Source organism: Pseudomonas sp. DF5, assembly GCF_058148225.1.
This window is the reverse complement of record NZ_JBYVYM010000007.1, coordinates 198,611-214,969: the sequence shown is the minus strand read 5'-3', so window position 1 is coordinate 214,969 and position 16,359 is coordinate 198,611. Positions and strand designations below refer to the sequence as shown.

General features: G+C 57.9%; 17 protein-coding genes. 7 read left to right on the top strand and 10 right to left on the bottom strand.

All coding sequences use genetic code 11. The features are described 5' to 3' along the window. Positions 1–285: 285 nt before the first annotated feature. On the bottom strand, positions 286–855 hold the full coding sequence (locus tag AC30D7_RS09370) for a carboxymuconolactone decarboxylase family protein (protein ID WP_028940206.1): 570 nt from the start codon (positions 853–855) through the stop codon (positions 286–288). A 73-nt stretch (positions 856–928) separates the two neighbouring features. On the opposite strand from AC30D7_RS09370, the gene AC30D7_RS09365 reads away from it, so the two are divergent. Beyond that, positions 929–1,264: a winged helix-turn-helix transcriptional regulator gene (locus AC30D7_RS09365; RefSeq protein ID WP_490133845.1), complete on the top strand. Its 336-nt coding sequence runs from the start codon at positions 929–931 to the stop codon at positions 1,262–1,264. A 144-nt stretch (positions 1,265–1,408) separates the two neighbouring features. Here the strand turns inward: AC30D7_RS09365 and AC30D7_RS09360 are convergent, their stop codons facing one another. Then, positions 1,409–1,987 (bottom strand): DUF4337 domain-containing protein, encoded by a 579-nt coding sequence (locus AC30D7_RS09360; RefSeq protein ID WP_019579485.1) that lies wholly within the window; start codon positions 1,985–1,987, stop codon positions 1,409–1,411. Between the two features lie 300 nt (positions 1,988–2,287). On the opposite strand from AC30D7_RS09360, the gene gfa reads away from it, so the two are divergent. After that, the gene (gene gfa, locus AC30D7_RS09355; RefSeq protein ID WP_490133844.1) at positions 2,288–2,866 is read left to right on the top strand and encodes an S-(hydroxymethyl)glutathione synthase; all 579 of its coding nucleotides are present in this window, start codon (positions 2,288–2,290) and stop codon (positions 2,864–2,866) included. A gap of 92 nt (positions 2,867–2,958) precedes the next feature. Here the strand turns inward: gfa and AC30D7_RS09350 are convergent, their stop codons facing one another. Further along, positions 2,959–3,864, bottom strand: coding sequence for a hypothetical protein (locus tag AC30D7_RS09350; protein ID WP_490133843.1), 906 nt, complete (start codon positions 3,862–3,864; stop codon positions 2,959–2,961). Positions 3,865–4,173: 309 nt separating this feature from the next. Between AC30D7_RS09350 and AC30D7_RS09345 the strand changes: the two genes are divergently transcribed. From AC30D7_RS09345 to AC30D7_RS09335, 3 genes are all read left to right on the top strand, one after another. Continuing rightward, a complete protein-coding gene (locus tag AC30D7_RS09345; protein ID WP_490133842.1) occupies positions 4,174–4,395 on the top strand; it encodes a T6SS effector amidase Tae4 family protein in 222 nt (73 codons plus the stop codon). Continuing rightward, positions 4,392–4,634 carry a hypothetical protein gene (locus tag AC30D7_RS09340; protein WP_490133841.1) on the top strand — a complete coding sequence of 81 codons (243 nt, stop codon included), beginning with the start codon at positions 4,392–4,394 and terminating at the stop codon, positions 4,632–4,634. The genes AC30D7_RS09345 and AC30D7_RS09340 overlap by 4 nt, the downstream gene beginning before the upstream one ends. 230 nt (positions 4,635–4,864) lie before the next feature. Beyond that, positions 4,865–5,482 carry a hypothetical protein gene (locus AC30D7_RS09335; RefSeq protein ID WP_490133840.1) on the top strand — a complete coding sequence of 206 codons (618 nt, stop codon included), beginning with the start codon at positions 4,865–4,867 and terminating at the stop codon, positions 5,480–5,482. Between the two features lie 165 nt (positions 5,483–5,647). Here the strand turns inward: AC30D7_RS09335 and mqo are convergent, their stop codons facing one another. The 3 genes from mqo to AC30D7_RS09320 all read right to left on the bottom strand — a co-directional run bounded on the left by mqo (position 5,648) and on the right by AC30D7_RS09320 (position 8,964). Continuing rightward, positions 5,648–7,288, bottom strand: a complete 1,641-nt coding sequence (gene mqo / locus AC30D7_RS09330) for a malate dehydrogenase (quinone) (RefSeq protein WP_490133839.1) — start codon at positions 7,286–7,288, stop codon at positions 5,648–5,650. Positions 7,289–7,606: 318 nt separating this feature from the next. Further along, positions 7,607–8,317 carry a GNAT family N-acetyltransferase gene (locus tag AC30D7_RS09325; RefSeq protein ID WP_490133838.1) on the bottom strand — a complete coding sequence of 237 codons (711 nt, stop codon included), beginning with the start codon at positions 8,315–8,317 and terminating at the stop codon, positions 7,607–7,609. A 77-nt stretch (positions 8,318–8,394) separates the two neighbouring features. Continuing rightward, on the bottom strand, positions 8,395–8,964 hold the full coding sequence (locus AC30D7_RS09320; RefSeq protein ID WP_204124340.1) for a YceI family protein: 570 nt from the start codon (positions 8,962–8,964) through the stop codon (positions 8,395–8,397). Between the two features lie 454 nt (positions 8,965–9,418). On the opposite strand from AC30D7_RS09320, the gene AC30D7_RS09315 reads away from it, so the two are divergent. After that, positions 9,419–10,108: a hypothetical protein gene (locus tag AC30D7_RS09315; RefSeq protein ID WP_490133837.1), complete on the top strand. Its 690-nt coding sequence runs from the start codon at positions 9,419–9,421 to the stop codon at positions 10,106–10,108. 246 nt (positions 10,109–10,354) lie between these two features. Here AC30D7_RS09315 and AC30D7_RS09310 read toward each other — a convergent pair whose 3' ends face one another. Beyond that, positions 10,355–11,686, bottom strand: a complete 1,332-nt coding sequence (locus AC30D7_RS09310) for an aminotransferase-like domain-containing protein (RefSeq protein ID WP_490133836.1) — start codon at positions 11,684–11,686, stop codon at positions 10,355–10,357. A gap of 90 nt (positions 11,687–11,776) precedes the next feature. On the opposite strand from AC30D7_RS09310, the gene AC30D7_RS09305 reads away from it, so the two are divergent. Continuing rightward, the gene (locus AC30D7_RS09305; RefSeq protein ID WP_490133835.1) at positions 11,777–12,673 is read left to right on the top strand and encodes a DMT family transporter; all 897 of its coding nucleotides are present in this window, start codon (positions 11,777–11,779) and stop codon (positions 12,671–12,673) included. Positions 12,674–12,742: 69 nt separating this feature from the next. On the opposite strand, the gene AC30D7_RS09300 is transcribed toward AC30D7_RS09305, so the two are convergent. From AC30D7_RS09300 to AC30D7_RS09290, 3 genes are all read right to left on the bottom strand, one after another. Further along, a complete protein-coding gene (locus AC30D7_RS09300) occupies positions 12,743–14,107 on the bottom strand; it encodes an MBL fold metallo-hydrolase RNA specificity domain-containing protein (protein WP_490133834.1) in 1,365 nt (454 codons plus the stop codon). 97 nt (positions 14,108–14,204) lie between these two features. Further along, positions 14,205–15,116 (bottom strand): universal stress protein, encoded by a 912-nt coding sequence (locus AC30D7_RS09295; protein WP_490133833.1) that lies wholly within the window; start codon positions 15,114–15,116, stop codon positions 14,205–14,207. A gap of 105 nt (positions 15,117–15,221) precedes the next feature. After that, the gene (locus AC30D7_RS09290) at positions 15,222–16,142 is read right to left on the bottom strand and encodes a universal stress protein (RefSeq protein WP_490133832.1); all 921 of its coding nucleotides are present in this window, start codon (positions 16,140–16,142) and stop codon (positions 15,222–15,224) included. Between the last annotated feature and the right edge of the window lie 217 nt (positions 16,143–16,359).

Here is a 16,359-nt window from a genome sequence, read left to right as displayed (position 1 = left end):
ATCGCGATGGCGTGTCGTATAACTCCCCTTGTCGTCCTGTAAGTCCTTGTCTAGCTTAGAGGTGGTCGCGGTAAATGCGACATTGCTCAGGGAGAAACGCTACATGGATGACGGCGAGCCCTGCTGCCCTCTAGAGTCGAAAGCAGCATCCGTGACACTACTCATTTGCCATCACCTTGTCCACCGTCCACTTTTGGTCGATCTCTGCCTGTCACCAAGGGCTGTATCCGTACCCATAGCTGCCCTTCGCGGGGGCAGCTCATGACCAGAAAGCGAGTCGTCAGCCTAAGACGATTGCGCTGCTTCATGCCGAAAATCACGGAATCTCGCCGCGTTTGGTTCAAGGGCAAGGGTCAGGCTATTGGCGATATACGATACCGTTCGATAGAAGCCCGCCAGCATCAGCAGTTCAAGGATTTGATCATCATCGAGGTATCGTCGAGTGGCCTGAAATTCCGCTTCAGTCAAGGTAGCGCGGTTGTGCAGGGCATCAATAGTAGCCAGCAGCACCGCCTCTTCCTCCGTCCAGTGCTCCGCCCGGAGCGGATAATCCAAGGTGTGGCCGATATCGTCTCTCGTCAATCCGGCCCGCTCTGCGAAAGCCATAACGTGCACACCCCACTCATATTCGCATCCGGTAAGTGCGCAGACCCTATTGATGATTAGCTCCCGCTGACGAAGCGTCAGCAGGTTTCCATCCAGCAGTGAACCAGCCGTGAACTTCCGCCATGCCCTTTCGCTGGTGGCGATGGTGGTGAACAACAACAGTGGTGGGACGCCCTCTCCCATTATTTTGTCAAACGTCGCCTGGAGGCCTTCCGTGTAGGGTTTTTCGAGTGTTTTGATTCGAGTCATGATGTACCCTTCGCTATCAAATGTGTAGCGCTAGTATTTGCTACATTATCTGTAGCGAGCAAGGGCCATATGCATGAATGATGATCACAGCTTGGGTTTGCAAATGATGAGTGGGCGTCGCCCAATCATGGCACTTTTGGATGTGCTCGGACAGAAATGGGCGTTGAGGATCCTTTGGGAGCTTCAGCACGGTTCACTCAGTTCCCGTGCACTGCGAAGTGTGTGTGGCGATATCTCGCCCACTGTCTTGCAAAGTAGGGTCAACGAACTTCGTGGGGCAGGTTTCATTGAGTCAAACGAGGGCGGTTACGGGCTCACTCCACTGGGTATGGAGCTTTCGGAGTCGTTCTTCCCTCTGTATAGATTCGCCAATAAATGGGCTGATTCATTGGGCAAAAAAAAGGTTTGATTCCTGGTGGGATGTCCCCCTTTCGGGGTGTTAGGAGCCAACGGCGAACGTCTGCATTTGGCTGTGGATTCAACCGGTCGATGCAACAGATTGGCTAAATCGTTCAGCAGTCGCATTCGACAGGCGAACTTCTGAGCGCCTCGCTTAGATATGCAGCCAAGCCAGCGAGCCCAACATGACGCCAACACCCGCGGCCCCAAACGAGATCCGCTTGAGCCATTCCTTACGCGTCAGCAAGGTAATGGCCGCCAGTGAAATTGCTATTTGAATCGCTGTCATTGCCTGGGCCCAGCGGTGATGCTGATGCAACGCCTGCTCTGACTTCTCGTCCCACTCCCTTGCCCGTTGTTCGAATGCTTCAGCCTTCTTGCGCGCCTCCTCCTTCTGTTCCCCATACCGCCGCGCCTCAGCAACATAATGGGCGGAATCCAGCCCTGGGAGATGGCTTGCCAGATCCGACAGGTTCTGCCGGCTGGACTTGGCCTGGTAGTAACTCCACTCGTTGGCGGCTTCGGTTTTCTGGATAGCGGCGTTGTTTTTGTCCATGGCCGCCTCATTCTCCGTTGAGCCGGCCTGATAGCTCATCAGGGCGCCGACGGTCGCCATGATGGCTGTCATCACCGCAATCTTGCTGGCAAAGCTGTCGCCTTGTGCATGCGCATGATGGGTGGTGTGCTCAATATGTTGCTCGTGTGGGCTGGGGACTTCGAACTCTTCAGGCATGGGTGTCGATCTTGGAGGTGTTAATGGAGATGGACAGCATTATGAATTGTCCCTGATTCTTTGGACACAATTGACTGGCGGCCAGTAGTCCGTTGCAGACTATTCTTGATCTGGGTAACCAACCGGTCGCACCGAAGGAGGTCACTCGTTTATGCACTGTGCCCTTTTCGAAATCCGCCGCGGTTCGATCTGATGCATGAAGGCAAATCGATCCGCGCCGTCATCGAGTTCCGATGAACTACCGGCCTGGGGCACGGCCCCAGGCACTTTTGTCTGACACCCTGAAACGGAGACGCCAGCATGAGCACCTTGCAACTTCACCCTGCACTGGACAATGGCATCCAACCCGCCGCCGCGAATTTTACAGGTGGCACCCTGCAATGCCTGTGTGCGACCGACAAGGTCGAGGTCAAGATCGACGCACAAACTTTGTATAACCACGCGTGCGGCTGCAGCAAATGCTGGAAACCCAAAAACGCGACATTCGCCGTTATCGCCGTGGTGCCTCGAGATAAGGTCAGCGTCATTGCCCACGGCGAAAAACTGGAGATTGTCGACGAATCCGCCACCATCCAACGCCACGCCTGCAAGCAGTGTCACGCCCATCTATTTGGGCGCATCGAGAACAAGGACCATGCGTTTTATGGCCTGGACTTCGTCCACACAGAGCTTTCGCCACAGCGCGGATGGGCTGCGCCGGGATTCGCGGCGTTCGTGTCCTCCATCATCGAAACCGGCACACCGCCAGCGCAAATGAAGGCTATCCGCGAGCGCTTGCGCTCGATCGGCCTGGAACCCTATGACTGCCTGTCCCCGGAGTTGATGGACGCACTGGCGACTCATGTCGCCAAACAGAAAGGCCTGCTCCCCGCCGCCTGATTGATCGGTCGCCGCGGTTTCTTTTCCGGACCGCGGCAATGGCTTCACCGCAAGCACACCGGGAGTTCCCCAAGCGACTAGCGGCGTCAGCGTCAGGGCTCTGCTGGCCGCAGATAGGGCTCGATAAAGCCGCAGCCAAGGATCTCATTCAGGCGCTGCGCATCGTTCATTCGGCGAAACAGTCCAATAGTCTTCCACGGTGCATGACCATCGACATTGGGCGCTCCCAATCCGGCCAACAGGTCGGCGATCAGTATTGATCGGGTCTCGAAAGAGATGCGTGTCAGCCCGGTGCTATTGCCGACGCCGGCATGGGCATGAGCCCCGGAAAAGGCGATCAGGCTCCCCGGAGCGATATCGACGGCAATCCCCTCCTGCGGGTCGATCGCTTCCAGCAGATGTGGAATGGCTTCGTCGGCATCCACGGCATTGCGGCCGTCTCGATGGGATCGCCGCAAAATGGCGCGCATATCGAAATCTGCGCTTGAATTACCCAGCGGTCGCTGCCAGAGGCCTGGATACAAGGCGACGGTACGCCCTGCCGCGATGGGATAGATGGGCGCCCACCAGTTGGTTTGCGCATAGATATTCGACCCCCAGGTATCGCGGTGAAACGCGATGGTGGCCGTCGTGCGGGCACGCGGCGTCGACTGCCCTGGCTCGCAATGCGGCTGAAAACGCAAATGCAGGCGATCGCACGCCAGGGTATCGGGGGCGATGCCAAGGCTTTGCACGACGTCCTGCCAGCACTGCTGGATCTCTGACAAGCCTGCGAAGTCGTTCTGAATTTTCGCAAAGCGCTCAGTCTGCTCAGGGTGGCTCAAATGGTGATGGATCTGTTGCGGCGACCAGGGATGCAGCGCGTCTTCGAGGAACGCACGTGTATATTCCACCAGCGTCGTCATGGGCGGCAGGTCAGTGAAGCGAATGATCTCGCCAGCATAGATCCGGTCATGCAATTGGCGAGCGGTGCTCGGTATGGCAAGCGAGCTGTACATGACTGGAAGTCCCCTGAAAGTGCGCCCCTGACTTTAGATCCACGTCGATTGCGGTGATAGTGGCAGGTGAGGCGAAAAAGCGCGGATCAGGTCCAGGGGACGTGAGCAACAGGCGACTTCAGGCCATGAATGGGACGCTTATGGCAGTTCTTGGCAGGCAGTTAACAAGCCAATAGCGGTCTATCGATTGGTGCCGACACCGCCCCGGCACGGACCAACCTCCTCGCCGGAGTGCTCAGCACGAATAAAGCCAAGCCAAAATTCCCGGCCTGCACGCCGTCAAAAAGATAAAGCCAAAGGACTTCGAGGATGATCTTGAAGGGCAGCAAGGGATCATTTTTCTTCAAGGTCTTCTGGCGCCGAGGCAACGAGACCTTCGGCAATCGCAGCGGCGATCATATCGATCTATGGAACGGGCGTAGATTAACGGACTGGCTGAGCTACCCTCGTATTCAGTTGGGTTTTTCCATTGAGGGCAGCTTCTCCGACTACCACGAGTCGAAGGAAATATGGTTTTGGAAGGTCATATGAAAATAGTTAAAGGGGCATTGTTCGTCATCCTTGTTGTTGCCTTGGCCGTTGGGGTGTTCAATTTGATATTCGTGGCAGTGTCTGGCTACTTTGGGCCGTTCTACGAGAGTGAGGCAGACCAAAGTCGGAACTTTGCGATTTGGCTTTTGGGTAATGCGGGGGTCGGGTTGCTTTCGGTTGTCATGGGTGTCGTTTTGTATCGGCGATATCTGCGACACACGAACACCACGAACACGTAGATACCGTCTTGAACCTCACTGGGCAAGCGCAAGTTTCGAGTCATAGGGTTGGCCCGACTTGAGCAAGCCGTAAACGAAGTGAAATATGGGAAATATGGGGACGGATTTATTTTTTGCGATTTTTTGCGTACCCGGATGCGTGGAAAGCGGAGCAGCACGCCTATCTGTTCAGCGCTCAAAAACGGACAAGGTTGATTGGTAATCTCAAGGATCGAGGACAGGGAATGAGCATGTTCAATCGCATCAAAACCTTCGTGCGACGGGGCCAGGAAGAGCAAATCGTCGGTTATTCCATACCAGAGTTGAAGTCGGTTTTTACTGAGCCTTTATCACGCCTCACCCGGCTGCTGACCGGCTATCCGCTAGTGACGTCTTTGGAGAGTGTCGATGTCTCGGCCTATTACTCTGCTTTTTTAATCAGCAATAAAGACGTTCATAAATTCTCGGCACTCGTGGAATCGAATTTCAGATTCGAGGCTGAAAAGCCATTCAACGACCACCCCGTAAAGCGCTATTCAGACATCCAGGAAAACGAGCACCTGATTTACATCAAATCCGATGGAGAATTTAACGCCACAACGATTCGGATGGTTACCAACAGAGTCGATTTTCTGAACATCATTCAGCGTGAAGAATTGGCCGTACCGCCGCCCTGGATAGCGTTCGAGGGGTACAACCCTTCCTGGTGGGGAGGTGATATGCAAGGCGCTCAGGGTTACTACAATGACAACTACTTCCTCCCCTTCTTCACTCAACTGAGTGATCCAGAAAAGCAGGCGTATTACGCAAGGTTTGAGGCTACGGATAAATGGATAAAAAGCCTGGAATTGATGCATGGCGATGAGTGAAACCGTTCTCTTCAGGTCTGCTTCGCAGCCCAACGGGGGCAAGCGCCCTCGCCACAAAAAACGCGCCAAACTCAGGTATTGCGCTACCTGCCAGAGCTGAATCCCAGACACAAAAAAGCCCACTGACCGTCACCGGTTCAGTGGGCTTTTCGATTAGGCCTCTAGTTACAGAGCCATATCCGTCGCAGCATTTTCTTTCACAGCCTTAGGCTTCTCAGCCGGAGCAGCAGGAGCCGCTGCCTGACCAATCACCGGTGGCGGAGTCAGCTCCAGCACCTTGGCGGTGTAGGCCCACTCTTGAGCCACTTTCTCAGGGCTGCTGTTCAGCTGAGTGCCATAGCTAGGCACGATCTGGTGCAGCTTTTCTTGCCAGGCAGGGGTCGCAACCTTGTCCTTGAACACTTTCTGCAGCACGGTCAGCATGATCGGTGCGGCAGTCGATGCGCCTGGCGATGCGCCCAGCAGGCCGGCGATGGTGCCGTCTTGCGAAGCAACGATCTCGGTACCCAACTTCAGCACGCCACCAGCGGCTTCATCACGCTTGATGATTTGCACGCGCTGGCCGGCTTGCCACAGGCGCCAGTCTTCAGCTTTGGCGTTCGGGAAGTATTCTTTCAGGGCATTGAGGCGGTCTTCGTCAGACAGCATCAGTTGGCCTGCGAGGTACTCGACCAGTGGGTATTCCTTGATGCCGACGCGGGTCATTGGCCACACGTTATGTGTGGTAGTGGTGGTCAGCAGGTCCAGGTACGAGCCTTCTTTGAGGAACTTGGTGCTGAAGGTCGCGAATGGGCCAAACAGGATGACGCGCTTGCCGTCCAGGACACGGGTGTCCAGGTGCGGAACCGACATTGGCGGTGCGCCAACGGAGGCTTTGCCGTAGGCCTTGGCCAGGTGTTGTTCGGCGATGGCCGGGTTATCGGTGACCAGGAACGAACCGCCAACCGGGAAGCCTGCGTATTCCTTGGCTTCAGGAATGCCGGACTTCTGCAGCAGGTGCAGTGCACCGCCGCCCGCGCCGATGAACACGAACTTGGCGTCGGTTTCGGTTTCGGTGCCGTCTTTCAGGTTTTTGTAGCTGACGCGCCAGCTGCCGTCTGCGTTCTTGGTGATGTCTTGCACTTCGCTAGACAGTTTCAAGTCGAACTTCGGTGTGGTTTGCAGGTGCGCGACGAACTGGCGGGTGATCTCGCCAAAGTTCATGTCGTTACCGAGCGGGCTCCAGGTGGCCGCGACCTTCTGGTTCGGGTCACGCCCTTCCATCATCAGCGGAACCCACTTCTTGATCACAGCCGGGTCTTCGGAGTACTGCATGCCGGCGAACAGCGGGCTTGCTTGCAGGGCTTCGTAGCGCTTTTTCAGGAATTTGATGTTGTCATCGCCCCACACAAAGCTCATGTGCGGAGTGGAGTTGATGAACGAACGCGGGTTCTTCAGCACGCCTTGCTGAACTTGCCAGGCCCAGAACTGACGGGAGATCTGGAAGGCTTCGTTGATTTCAACGGCTTTCGTGATCTGAACTTTGCCGTTCTCGTCTTCCGGGGTGTAGTTCAATTCAGCCAGGGCGGAGTGACCGGTACCGGCGTTGTTCCAGCCGTTGGAACTTTCCAGGGCAACGCCGTCGAGGCGCTCGACCATTTCCATCGACAAATCGGGTTCCAGCTCATTGAGCCATACACCCAGCGTTGCACTCATGATGCCGCCGCCAATGAGCAGCACATCAACTTTCTTTGCCTCCGCGTAAGCGGACGTGATCCCCATCGACAAAGCCAGCCCCAGCAGGGCTGTGTTCAGTTTCTTAAACATTTGTAGCACCTATGATAAACGCCATCCGCCTCCAACCCTCATTCATGAGCAACCCAGGTTCACGGGTACGCAGGCAGCGTGCCGCGGGTTTCTGCATTCAGAAAGATTTGAAGGTGGGCACACAAGGCCGACGTGTCTCCATCGACCTCAGTTATATGTCCCTCGTGCACTGACTTTTTATCATTATTGGCTCAGCTACTTGAGCGACATTGATTCTGTCGCACGTCTGTGGACGCACGAACCGAATAGGTCAAACCAAGTTAATGCGACAGAATATCACGCCTCGGCCAGCCTGCGCGCCTGAAAGGACTTGGCAGTCTAGACGGGACGAGACCCGCGCTCGGCGTTTTTGCTCAAACGATCCAGCACAAACGCCTTGGCGTTGCGCGTCACTTGGTCGAGATGCCGGTCACGTTGCTTCTCTGCATCGATCATTGCCCGCTTGCCGTGTTTTTGCAGCAGATACGTATGTATCTGCCGCACCTCCAAAGAACTGTAGATCGAGGTGACATCCAACAGGCCCATCAGGCCTTCAGTGGCGTGATCCCGGGTGTTCATCAGCACCTGAGTGCCGCGCACGCCCAGCACTTGAAAGCCCATCGACTCGAACCAGGGCACTTTGGCGACGGTGCATGTCAACTCGGCATGCGGGTAGCGACCGAGCATGTCTTGCAGCATCGCCCGCGCGACACCCCGCCGCCGATGGCTGGCCTGCACCGCCATATAGGCCACGCCGCAGGCCTCGGGATCGTCCTTGACCGGCAGGTACAGCAAAAACCCGATGACCTTCTCGGGATCTTCGTCATCCATGGCGACGATCAATTCGACCGCAATGCCTTTGGCGCCGCCGAGCGCTTCCAGGTACAGATGAACCTCATAGCCCACCGCGTATTGATAGACGTTGTACAACGGGTTGCTCGGCGCGATGCCTACCATGCTGATGTCGGTCAGGTTGTCGACGACCATCTGCAGAATCTGGCTGTTGATGGGCTCCGGGCATGGAGTGGCAAAGTGGGTGAGCTGGGGCATTGCGTTTCTGACTCCGGATCAAGGCTTACTGAACATCAGCCCGGCCATTGTCACAGATCGAGCCCCTCGCAGGAAAATCAACGCTGCGGCGCGACGATGCGGAAGCGGATGTCGATGTCGTTGGAGACCACCGTATCGGCCCACTCCCCCTCCCCGATCTTGAAGTCACTGCGTTTGAGAATGATATTGCCATCGAAAATCCCGATGGCCTGCTCCGGCTTCAACAGCACCTTTACCTGCAGCTCACGCGTCATGCCCCTGAGGTTAAGTTTGCCGGTGATCAGATAGCGCTGATTGCCCAGCGCTTTCACCCGGGTCGATTCAAAGGTGGCCACCGGATAGTCCGCCGTGTTGAACCAGGCAGGCTTTTGCAGTTCGGCATTGGCATCGCTGCTGCCGGCGTCGATGCTGGCAAGATCGATGGTCAGCCTGGCGTGGGCCGCGGTGGGGTTTGCCGTGTCGAAATCGAGCGTGGCGTCGAATTTTCCGAAGGTGCCGTACACCCTGGAGCCGAACTGGTTATAGGTGAAGGAGATCTTGCTGGCGGTGGTGTTGACCCGGGTGTATTCAACGGCTTGGGCACAGGGCAAGACGCCGATCGTGAGGATGGCGAGCAATGCGGCTAAACGCGGGAATCGAAGAGGCATGGAGTTCTCCGGGTGGGACGCCCTTCAGGGATTGAAGTGCTGCACCCGTGTGGCTGCGATAGCTGGACTTAAGCAAATATTCGAGGGTTATTCCAGCCCGGCCGAGCCCCAGCTCTTCAAGAGCCCCGCGCCTCGGGTCGCTACGACGGCTATTCAGTCATTCCTTATGGCTTAAGGCTCTGCATTGATCCGCAAACCTTTCTTGAGCCATTCACCTACTCGTGATTGGTACACCCACGTCTTTACCCGCCCCACTATTACTGGATAATGGCACCCCGCCACAATCAGGCCCTGACCTTGATTTCTCGAGGTTTTCTATTGCTACAGCCTGACAGTCACCTTCAAGGACGGACGATCGGCTACGGAACAAGGAATCAGCACCGTGATATCCCAGCAAAATTCAGCTATACCGCTTACCCGCACTCAGAAATTCACAACGTTGGTCACCCGTGGCATGACAGGCCTCAGCGTTGTGCTGGGCATTATGTGGGCGTTGATCACCTACGCCGTGCCGGATCCGAGCGTGTTCGGTTTCAGCTTTATCAGCTGGAAAAACGTGGTGTTACTGGTGAGTACATTTCTGTTTCTGGGCGCTGTTTCAATAGGCTGGCAGATTCGTAATTTCACGCCGATGCTCCGCGGCGCGTTGCAGTTTTTCATGATCGCCGGCTTGTCTTTCGGCTTCTTCATCCTGGGCACCGAATTCGCCAAGCCTTCTTTCGAGTTCGCCAAACTGCAAGCCAAAATCGTCGAAAACGAAGGTAACAATCTGCTCGGCAAGCGCATGGAAGTGCTGGATAACATTCGCATAGAACTGGAAGGTTGCGAAAATATCGGCCGACTCCCTACCTGCACGTTTGAACTGACCAACCTGAACATGGACCGCAGTTTTCGCTTCGACGACGGCACCCGGTTGTTCGACGAATCCGGCGGTCCGCTCGAGTTCGAGTCGATCCGGGTGGGCCAGGTCGAGGACAGCGCCCGGCTACGCTTTCAACTGATTCGCAATGTATCGACACGCGTTACGCTGATCTTCCAGCAGAGCAACAGCAAGCTCAGCAAAACACCAGCGATCAAGTTGGCATTTCGGGATGGGAATGATGAGATGCTTACCGTCAAATTCAGTGAAATTGTAATGCGCTAGTTGTTGGAATAAAGGCGTTTTACTGACCACAGGAAAGCCCTCGACGCTGAGGACTTTCCGGGTTTCTTCAAGCAGGAACGTCATCCACCCGGGGGATCAGGCGATCGAGTGAGTTAGGTAGATCTTGCTGACGATGGTCCGCGAAGAGGGAGTGTCAGTCGACATTGATGTTGCCGGGCACTGCGCCTTCGCGGGCAAGCCCGCTCCCACAGGTATTGCGCTTGGTTGACGGCATTTGCGCCACCCCTAGGTAAAAGCCCCCACCACCCACTTCACTTTCTCCAGCGCCTCCCTGAGCGCCCCCATCTCCACGGAGCCCAGCGCCAGGCGAAACGCATGCGGAACGTTGGCCGAAGTGGCAAAGGGTTCGGCGGTTGAAACTGAGACGTTTTCCCGCATCAACGCCATGGCGATCTGGTCGGCCCGTGCGTCTTCCGATAATGGCAGCCATAGAAAATACGACGACGGATGGCCAATACAGCGCAGCCCCGCCAGTACCTCGCCGGCCACGATTTGCCTGGCCTGCGCGTCCCGACGCTTTTCGGCTTCCAGTTGCATGACGGTGCCGTCGTCAAGCCAGGTGGTGGCAATCGCCGTCATCACACCCGGGGTATTCCAGGTGGTCGCTTTGATTGTGCGCTCCAGCGCGGGCACGTTCTGCAGGGGGGCGGCGACGAAGCCGACGCGCAGTCCGGTGGCCACGCTTTTGGAGAGCCCTGACACATAAATCGTCCTCTCGGGGGCGAGTACCGCCAGCGGTGCGGGTGGATTCTCGGCGAGGAAGGCGTAAGCGGCGTCTTCAATGATCAGCAGCCCATGCTCGCGCGCAATCGTCACCAGGTATTCGCGTTGTTCGGCACTCATTACCCAGCCCAGCGGATTGTGCAGGGTCGGCATCGTGTACACGGCCCGCACCCGTCGATGCCGGCACAGGCTTTCCAGCGCTTGCAGATCCGGCCCGTGATCGAGCACCGGAATGGGCACGATTTCAAGGTGCAGCGTGTCGGCCAGGGCCTTGAACCCCGGATAGGTCAACGCGTCCGCGGCAATCACGTCACCGGGTTGCAACAGCGCCATCATCGTCACCGCCAGCCCTTGCTGGGCGCCGGTGACGATCAGCACTTGCTCGGCTTCGACCGTCAGCCCTCGAACGCGCAGATGGCGCGCCACAGCGGCGCGCTCATGGGGTCGCCCGGCGTGTGGCTGGTAGCGCAGCAACGCCTCCAGATCGCCGGCCGAGGCGAGTTGGCGCAGGGCATTGCGCAACAGTTCTGCCTGCCCGGGAAGCGCCGGGTAGTTGAAGTTCAGGTCGGTCATGCCGGCAGCAACGCTGTGTTGATCGATAGCCTGGTTGGGCGACCACGAGGTTTCCCTGACGAACGTCCCCCGCCCCGTCTCCCCGCTGACCAGGCCCATGGCTTCCAGCTCCGCATAGACCCGGCTTGCCGTCACCAGGGCCAGGCCTTCCGTGGTCGCCAACTGACGGTGAGTCGGCAAGCGTGTGCCCGGCAACAGGCGCCCTGAGCGAATATCCGCGGCAAACGTATCCACCAGTGATTTGTAGCGGGAACGAGGCATGAGCAGATGTATCCATGACAATATTTTGATTGTATTGAGTTTCGTCCATACGATGCCTTCCATGCAACCTGAGCATGAAGGGGATCCAGAATGGAACGCACATCGAACCTGCAACAGCACACCACGGAAAAGACCGCGAGCGGATGGCTCAACGGGTTCATTGGCGTGCTCATCTTCAGCGGCTCGCTGCCGGCGACACGGGTGGCCGTTCTACAGTTCGACCCGGTCCTCCTGACGGTTGCCCGGGCCAGTATCGCTGCCATTGTGGCGCTGTGCTTGCTGTTGCTGTTCAAGGAAAAACGCCCGGCCAGGCATCAACTGTTCTCCCTGGCCATCGTGGCCCTGGGCGTTGTATTAGGGTTTCCGCTGCTGACTGCACTGGCCCTGCAATATGTAACGTCTGCGCACTCCATCGTCTTCGTTGGCCTGTTGCCGCTCGCCACCGCAGCGTTCGGGGTCTGGCGCGGTGGCGAGCGGCCCCGGCCGGTGTTCTGGTTTTTCTCGGTGCTGGGAAGCCTGCTGGTGGTGGGATTTGCCGTCTCCCAAGGCCTGACGGCGTCTCCTGCGGGGGACATTCTGATGCTGCTGGCGATCCTGGCGTGCGGATTGGGCTATGCCGAAGGCGCGAAGCTTTCAAAGACACTGGGAGGCTGGCAGGTGATTTGCTGGGCGCTGGTGCTGTCGCTGCCCGTCATGGCCCCGCTGACCTGGTTCCTGACCCCGCCTTCGCTCTCGGCAATTACTCCGCCTGCTTGGTTGAGCCTGGCTTACGTCTCGCTGTTCAGCATGTTGATTGGCTTTGTGTTCTGGTACCGCGGGCTGGCTCAGGGCGGGATTGCCGCCGTCGGCCAGCTTCAGTTGCTGCAGCCGTTTTTCGGCCTGGCACTGGCTGCCACGTTGCTGCATGAGCAGGTCAGCCTTGCCATGCTGGGGGTGACCGTGGCGGTGATTCTTTGCGTGGCCGGGGCACGAAAGTTCTCGAAATAGACGGCTCGCGTGGCGAAACAAATCAGCCAGGGGCTTTTTTAGTGGTCCTTTTTTGTAGTCGACAGAGCGCTAAAGAGGACTCAGCTCCACAGTGTCGCGGTACTCCGGCACCGAGACCGACCAACCCAGCTCCAGGCTGATGCGCCGGCGCAATACATCCGAAGCGTTGGGTTCTCCATGTACCACATAGGTGTGTTTCGGTGGCCGCTTGAAACCACGCAACCACGCCATGATTTCATCGGCGTCAGCGTGGGCGGACAGGGTTTCCATCGGCACCACTTCGGCGCGGATGGGCACGTCTTTACCGTGAATACGTACCGACGGAGCGCCTGCGATGATCTGCGCGCCGCGGGTACCGCCCGCCTGAAAACCCGGCACCAGCAACGTGTTGATCGGGTTGGGCGCCAGCGCCTTGAGGTGGTGCAGCACCCGCCCGCCAGTGGCCATGCCGCTGGCGGCGATGATCACCGCCGGTGTGCGCTGCTGGTCCAGGTCGATGGAATCTCTGGTTGAGCGCACAAAACGCGTGACACGGCACATGCCTTCGCACTCCTCCAGGGACAACCGGTGTTCACTGCGAAAGCGCTGGTACAAACGCGTGACGTCGGTGGCCATGGGGCTGTTGAGGTAGATCGGCAGGTCGGGAATCGCGTGTTTCTGTTGCAAGCGATACAGGTGGTACATCAGCAATTGCGCGCGACCGACCGCGAACGATGGCACCAGCGTGATGCCATGGCGCAGCGCGGTACGGGTGATGACTTCGGCCAGTTGATCCTCCGGGGGCTCGTCGGGGTGCCGACGGTCACCGTAGGTCGACTCCACCAGCAGATAATCGGCCTGCTCGATCGTCTCCGGGGCAAACATCAATGGATCGTTCGGTCGCCCCAGATCCCCGGAGAACACAACCGTGACGCTATCGGCGACGACTTCCAGCGTCGCTGCGCCAAGAATATGTCCGGCACCGCGCAACAGAATGCTCATCCCCGGAACAATATCGACCCGATGGTGCAACTGCACCGGCCGCAGCAACTTCAATGCCCGCTCAGCGTCTTGCTCGGTGTACAGCGGCAAGGCCGGAGAGTGTTTGGAGAAGCCATGGCGATTGGCGAACTCGGCCTCTTCTTCCTGCAAGCGGCCGCTGTCGCGCAGCAGGATTTTCACCAGTTCACAGGTGGCTGGCGTGGCATACACCGGGCCACGATAACCGTTGCGCACCAATACCGGCAGGTAGCCGCTGTGATCCAGATGAGCGTGGGTCAGCACAATGGCTTCGAGGTCGCGAACCGGCAGCTGGAATGGGTCCCAGTTGTGCAAGCGCAATTGTTTATAGCCCTGGAACAGGCCGCAATCGATCAGCACATGCTGGTCGCGATGTTCCAGCAGGTACTTGCTGCCCGTAACCGTGCCCGCAGCACCGAGAAATGTCATTCGCATGGCCGTTTCCTTGCGCATTCATGGAGCGCTATTGATCGCTCCTTTACGCCCATGGGCAGTTGATTTTTATCAACCGGGGCCACACGGGTTAATCTTTTCAGTCTAGCCGGGGCTTGACGATCGTCAGGCTGCAAGGTGACCGGTTCAACACACTTTCGGCCGTGCTGCCGATGAATATATCGATCCCGCGATGGTAGGTCGTTCCCAACACCACCATGTCGAAGGCACCTTGTTGTGCGAAACGGGCAATCACCTCGGCGGGAGTGCCGGGCAGCAAATGGCGCTGTTGTTTCTCGATGCCGTAGCGGTCGGCAAGCGCCTCAAAGGCCTCCAGCTGAGCATCGCTGACCGCGTCTCTCAAACTGCTAGCCAACGTCGCGGTCGGCACGTTCACTTCAGCCTCCCCCAGCTCCGACCAGCCGCTGACATTGAGCAGGTGCAAGGTGGCGCCGCAGGGTTCGGCCAGGCTCGAGGCCAAGTCGAGAATCCGATCATTGAGCCCTTGGGTCAGCTCTTCCAGATGGGACAAATCGATGGTCGCCAGTATGCTCAACGGCTTGGGATTTGTGGCATCGAAGACCAGGTGCAAGGGCGCCGGACAGTCGCGCAGCAACTGCCAGTCCAGCGGACGATGGAAGGCGCGATCGAGTGCTGATACGCGGTGGGTGTCCTTGATCACCAGGTCTGCATGGAAGTCATTCACGTACTCCAGCAGATGCGCCAGGGTCGGTCTGGCCCACACCACTTCAGTGCTCACTTGCACGCCTTCGCATCGTTGAAACCGGGCTTGCTGCTCCAGCCATTGACGATGTACCTGCAAGTAACCTTCCCGCGCCTGGGCCATTGCGTCGTGGTCAAACAGGCCGGCCGCCGCCAGCGCCTGGACATAATCGAAAGCGACAATGTGCAGCACCGCACCGGTTGCACAGGCCAGGGCCCGCGCCCGATCGAACGCCGGGGTGCGGATCATTTCGGTCGGGGCAATCAGTAGCAAACGTTGAATTTTCACCCTCACCCACCTCATCTGGATAGCTTCAGGTTGTGGCTCAAGTATCGAGGGGCTCTCGCCATGCGGCTCTGATTTTTATCAACTAATGGCCGGCCAGCGATCGGCTTACCGCGCGACGCTCGAACCCGGCTGCCTGACCGCCAGAATGCTGCCCGGTACCGAGTACAACGCCCGCTCGGTGTTGCTGCCAATCAACCGGTCGATCCCCACGCGATGGACAGTGCCCATCACCACCACATCCGCCAGGTATTGCTCGACAAACTCACTGATCACCGGCACCGGCAGGCCCATGACAAAGTGCCGACGCTCGGGAGGAACACCATAGCGATCCGCCAGGGTGATAAACGCCCGGTGCAGGGATTCGCGCAATTCCTCGACGAAGTCCACCCCCCAGCCACCGGCGATCAGCGGTGCATCGCCATTGAACGCCGGCGACAAGTCATAGGCGTACAGCAGGTGCAGTGGTGCGTCGCATTGCAGCGCCAGTGCGTTGGCGGTCTGGATGATGGTGTCGTTCAGACCACTGATTTGCGTCGCCGGATCGAACGGATCCACGGCGGCCACCACCCGGTGCGGCAGTGCGTAACGGATCTGGTTGACCAAGTGCACGGGGACCGGGCATTCACGAAGCAGGTGGCAATCGAGCGGGGTGATAAACACCCGTTTGAGCGCCGGTTCCAGCGTGACGTCCTTGATCAGCAGGTCGGGCTTGAGGTCTTCGACGGTCTTCAAAATATCCAGCAGCGGATGGGTGGTGAAGACCGCTTCAACCGTTACTGTCACACCCTGCCCACTGAGCCGCTCGACTTCGTCGGCCACCCATCGATGACAGTGGCGCAGGTAGCGCTGATACCCGGCTTCATCGATTTTTTCTTCCCACAAATGAACAATCGGTGCCGGATCGACAAAGGCCCGCACATCCAGCGCGGCCCCGCTCGCCTTGGCCAGCGCGACGGCACGGAGCAAGGCAGGGGACTGATGCAGGGTCCGGTCGGCGATCAGTAACAAACGTTGATATTGCCCCATCTCACACCTCCGCTCGAAACCGGTCCTTACGCGCCGGCATGGGCCAAGACTGCGCTCGTTGCCCCCTCCCCCAGGTTGATTTACATCAAATACCCGCCAATGAACGCCCTCGTGACGGGTGTCTGATCCAGATCAGATTCAACGGCTGCCAGCAGCGTAAAAAGGAATCGACCGCGTGACTGATTTCCACGCATCCGCTTTTTCAAACAGGATGGAG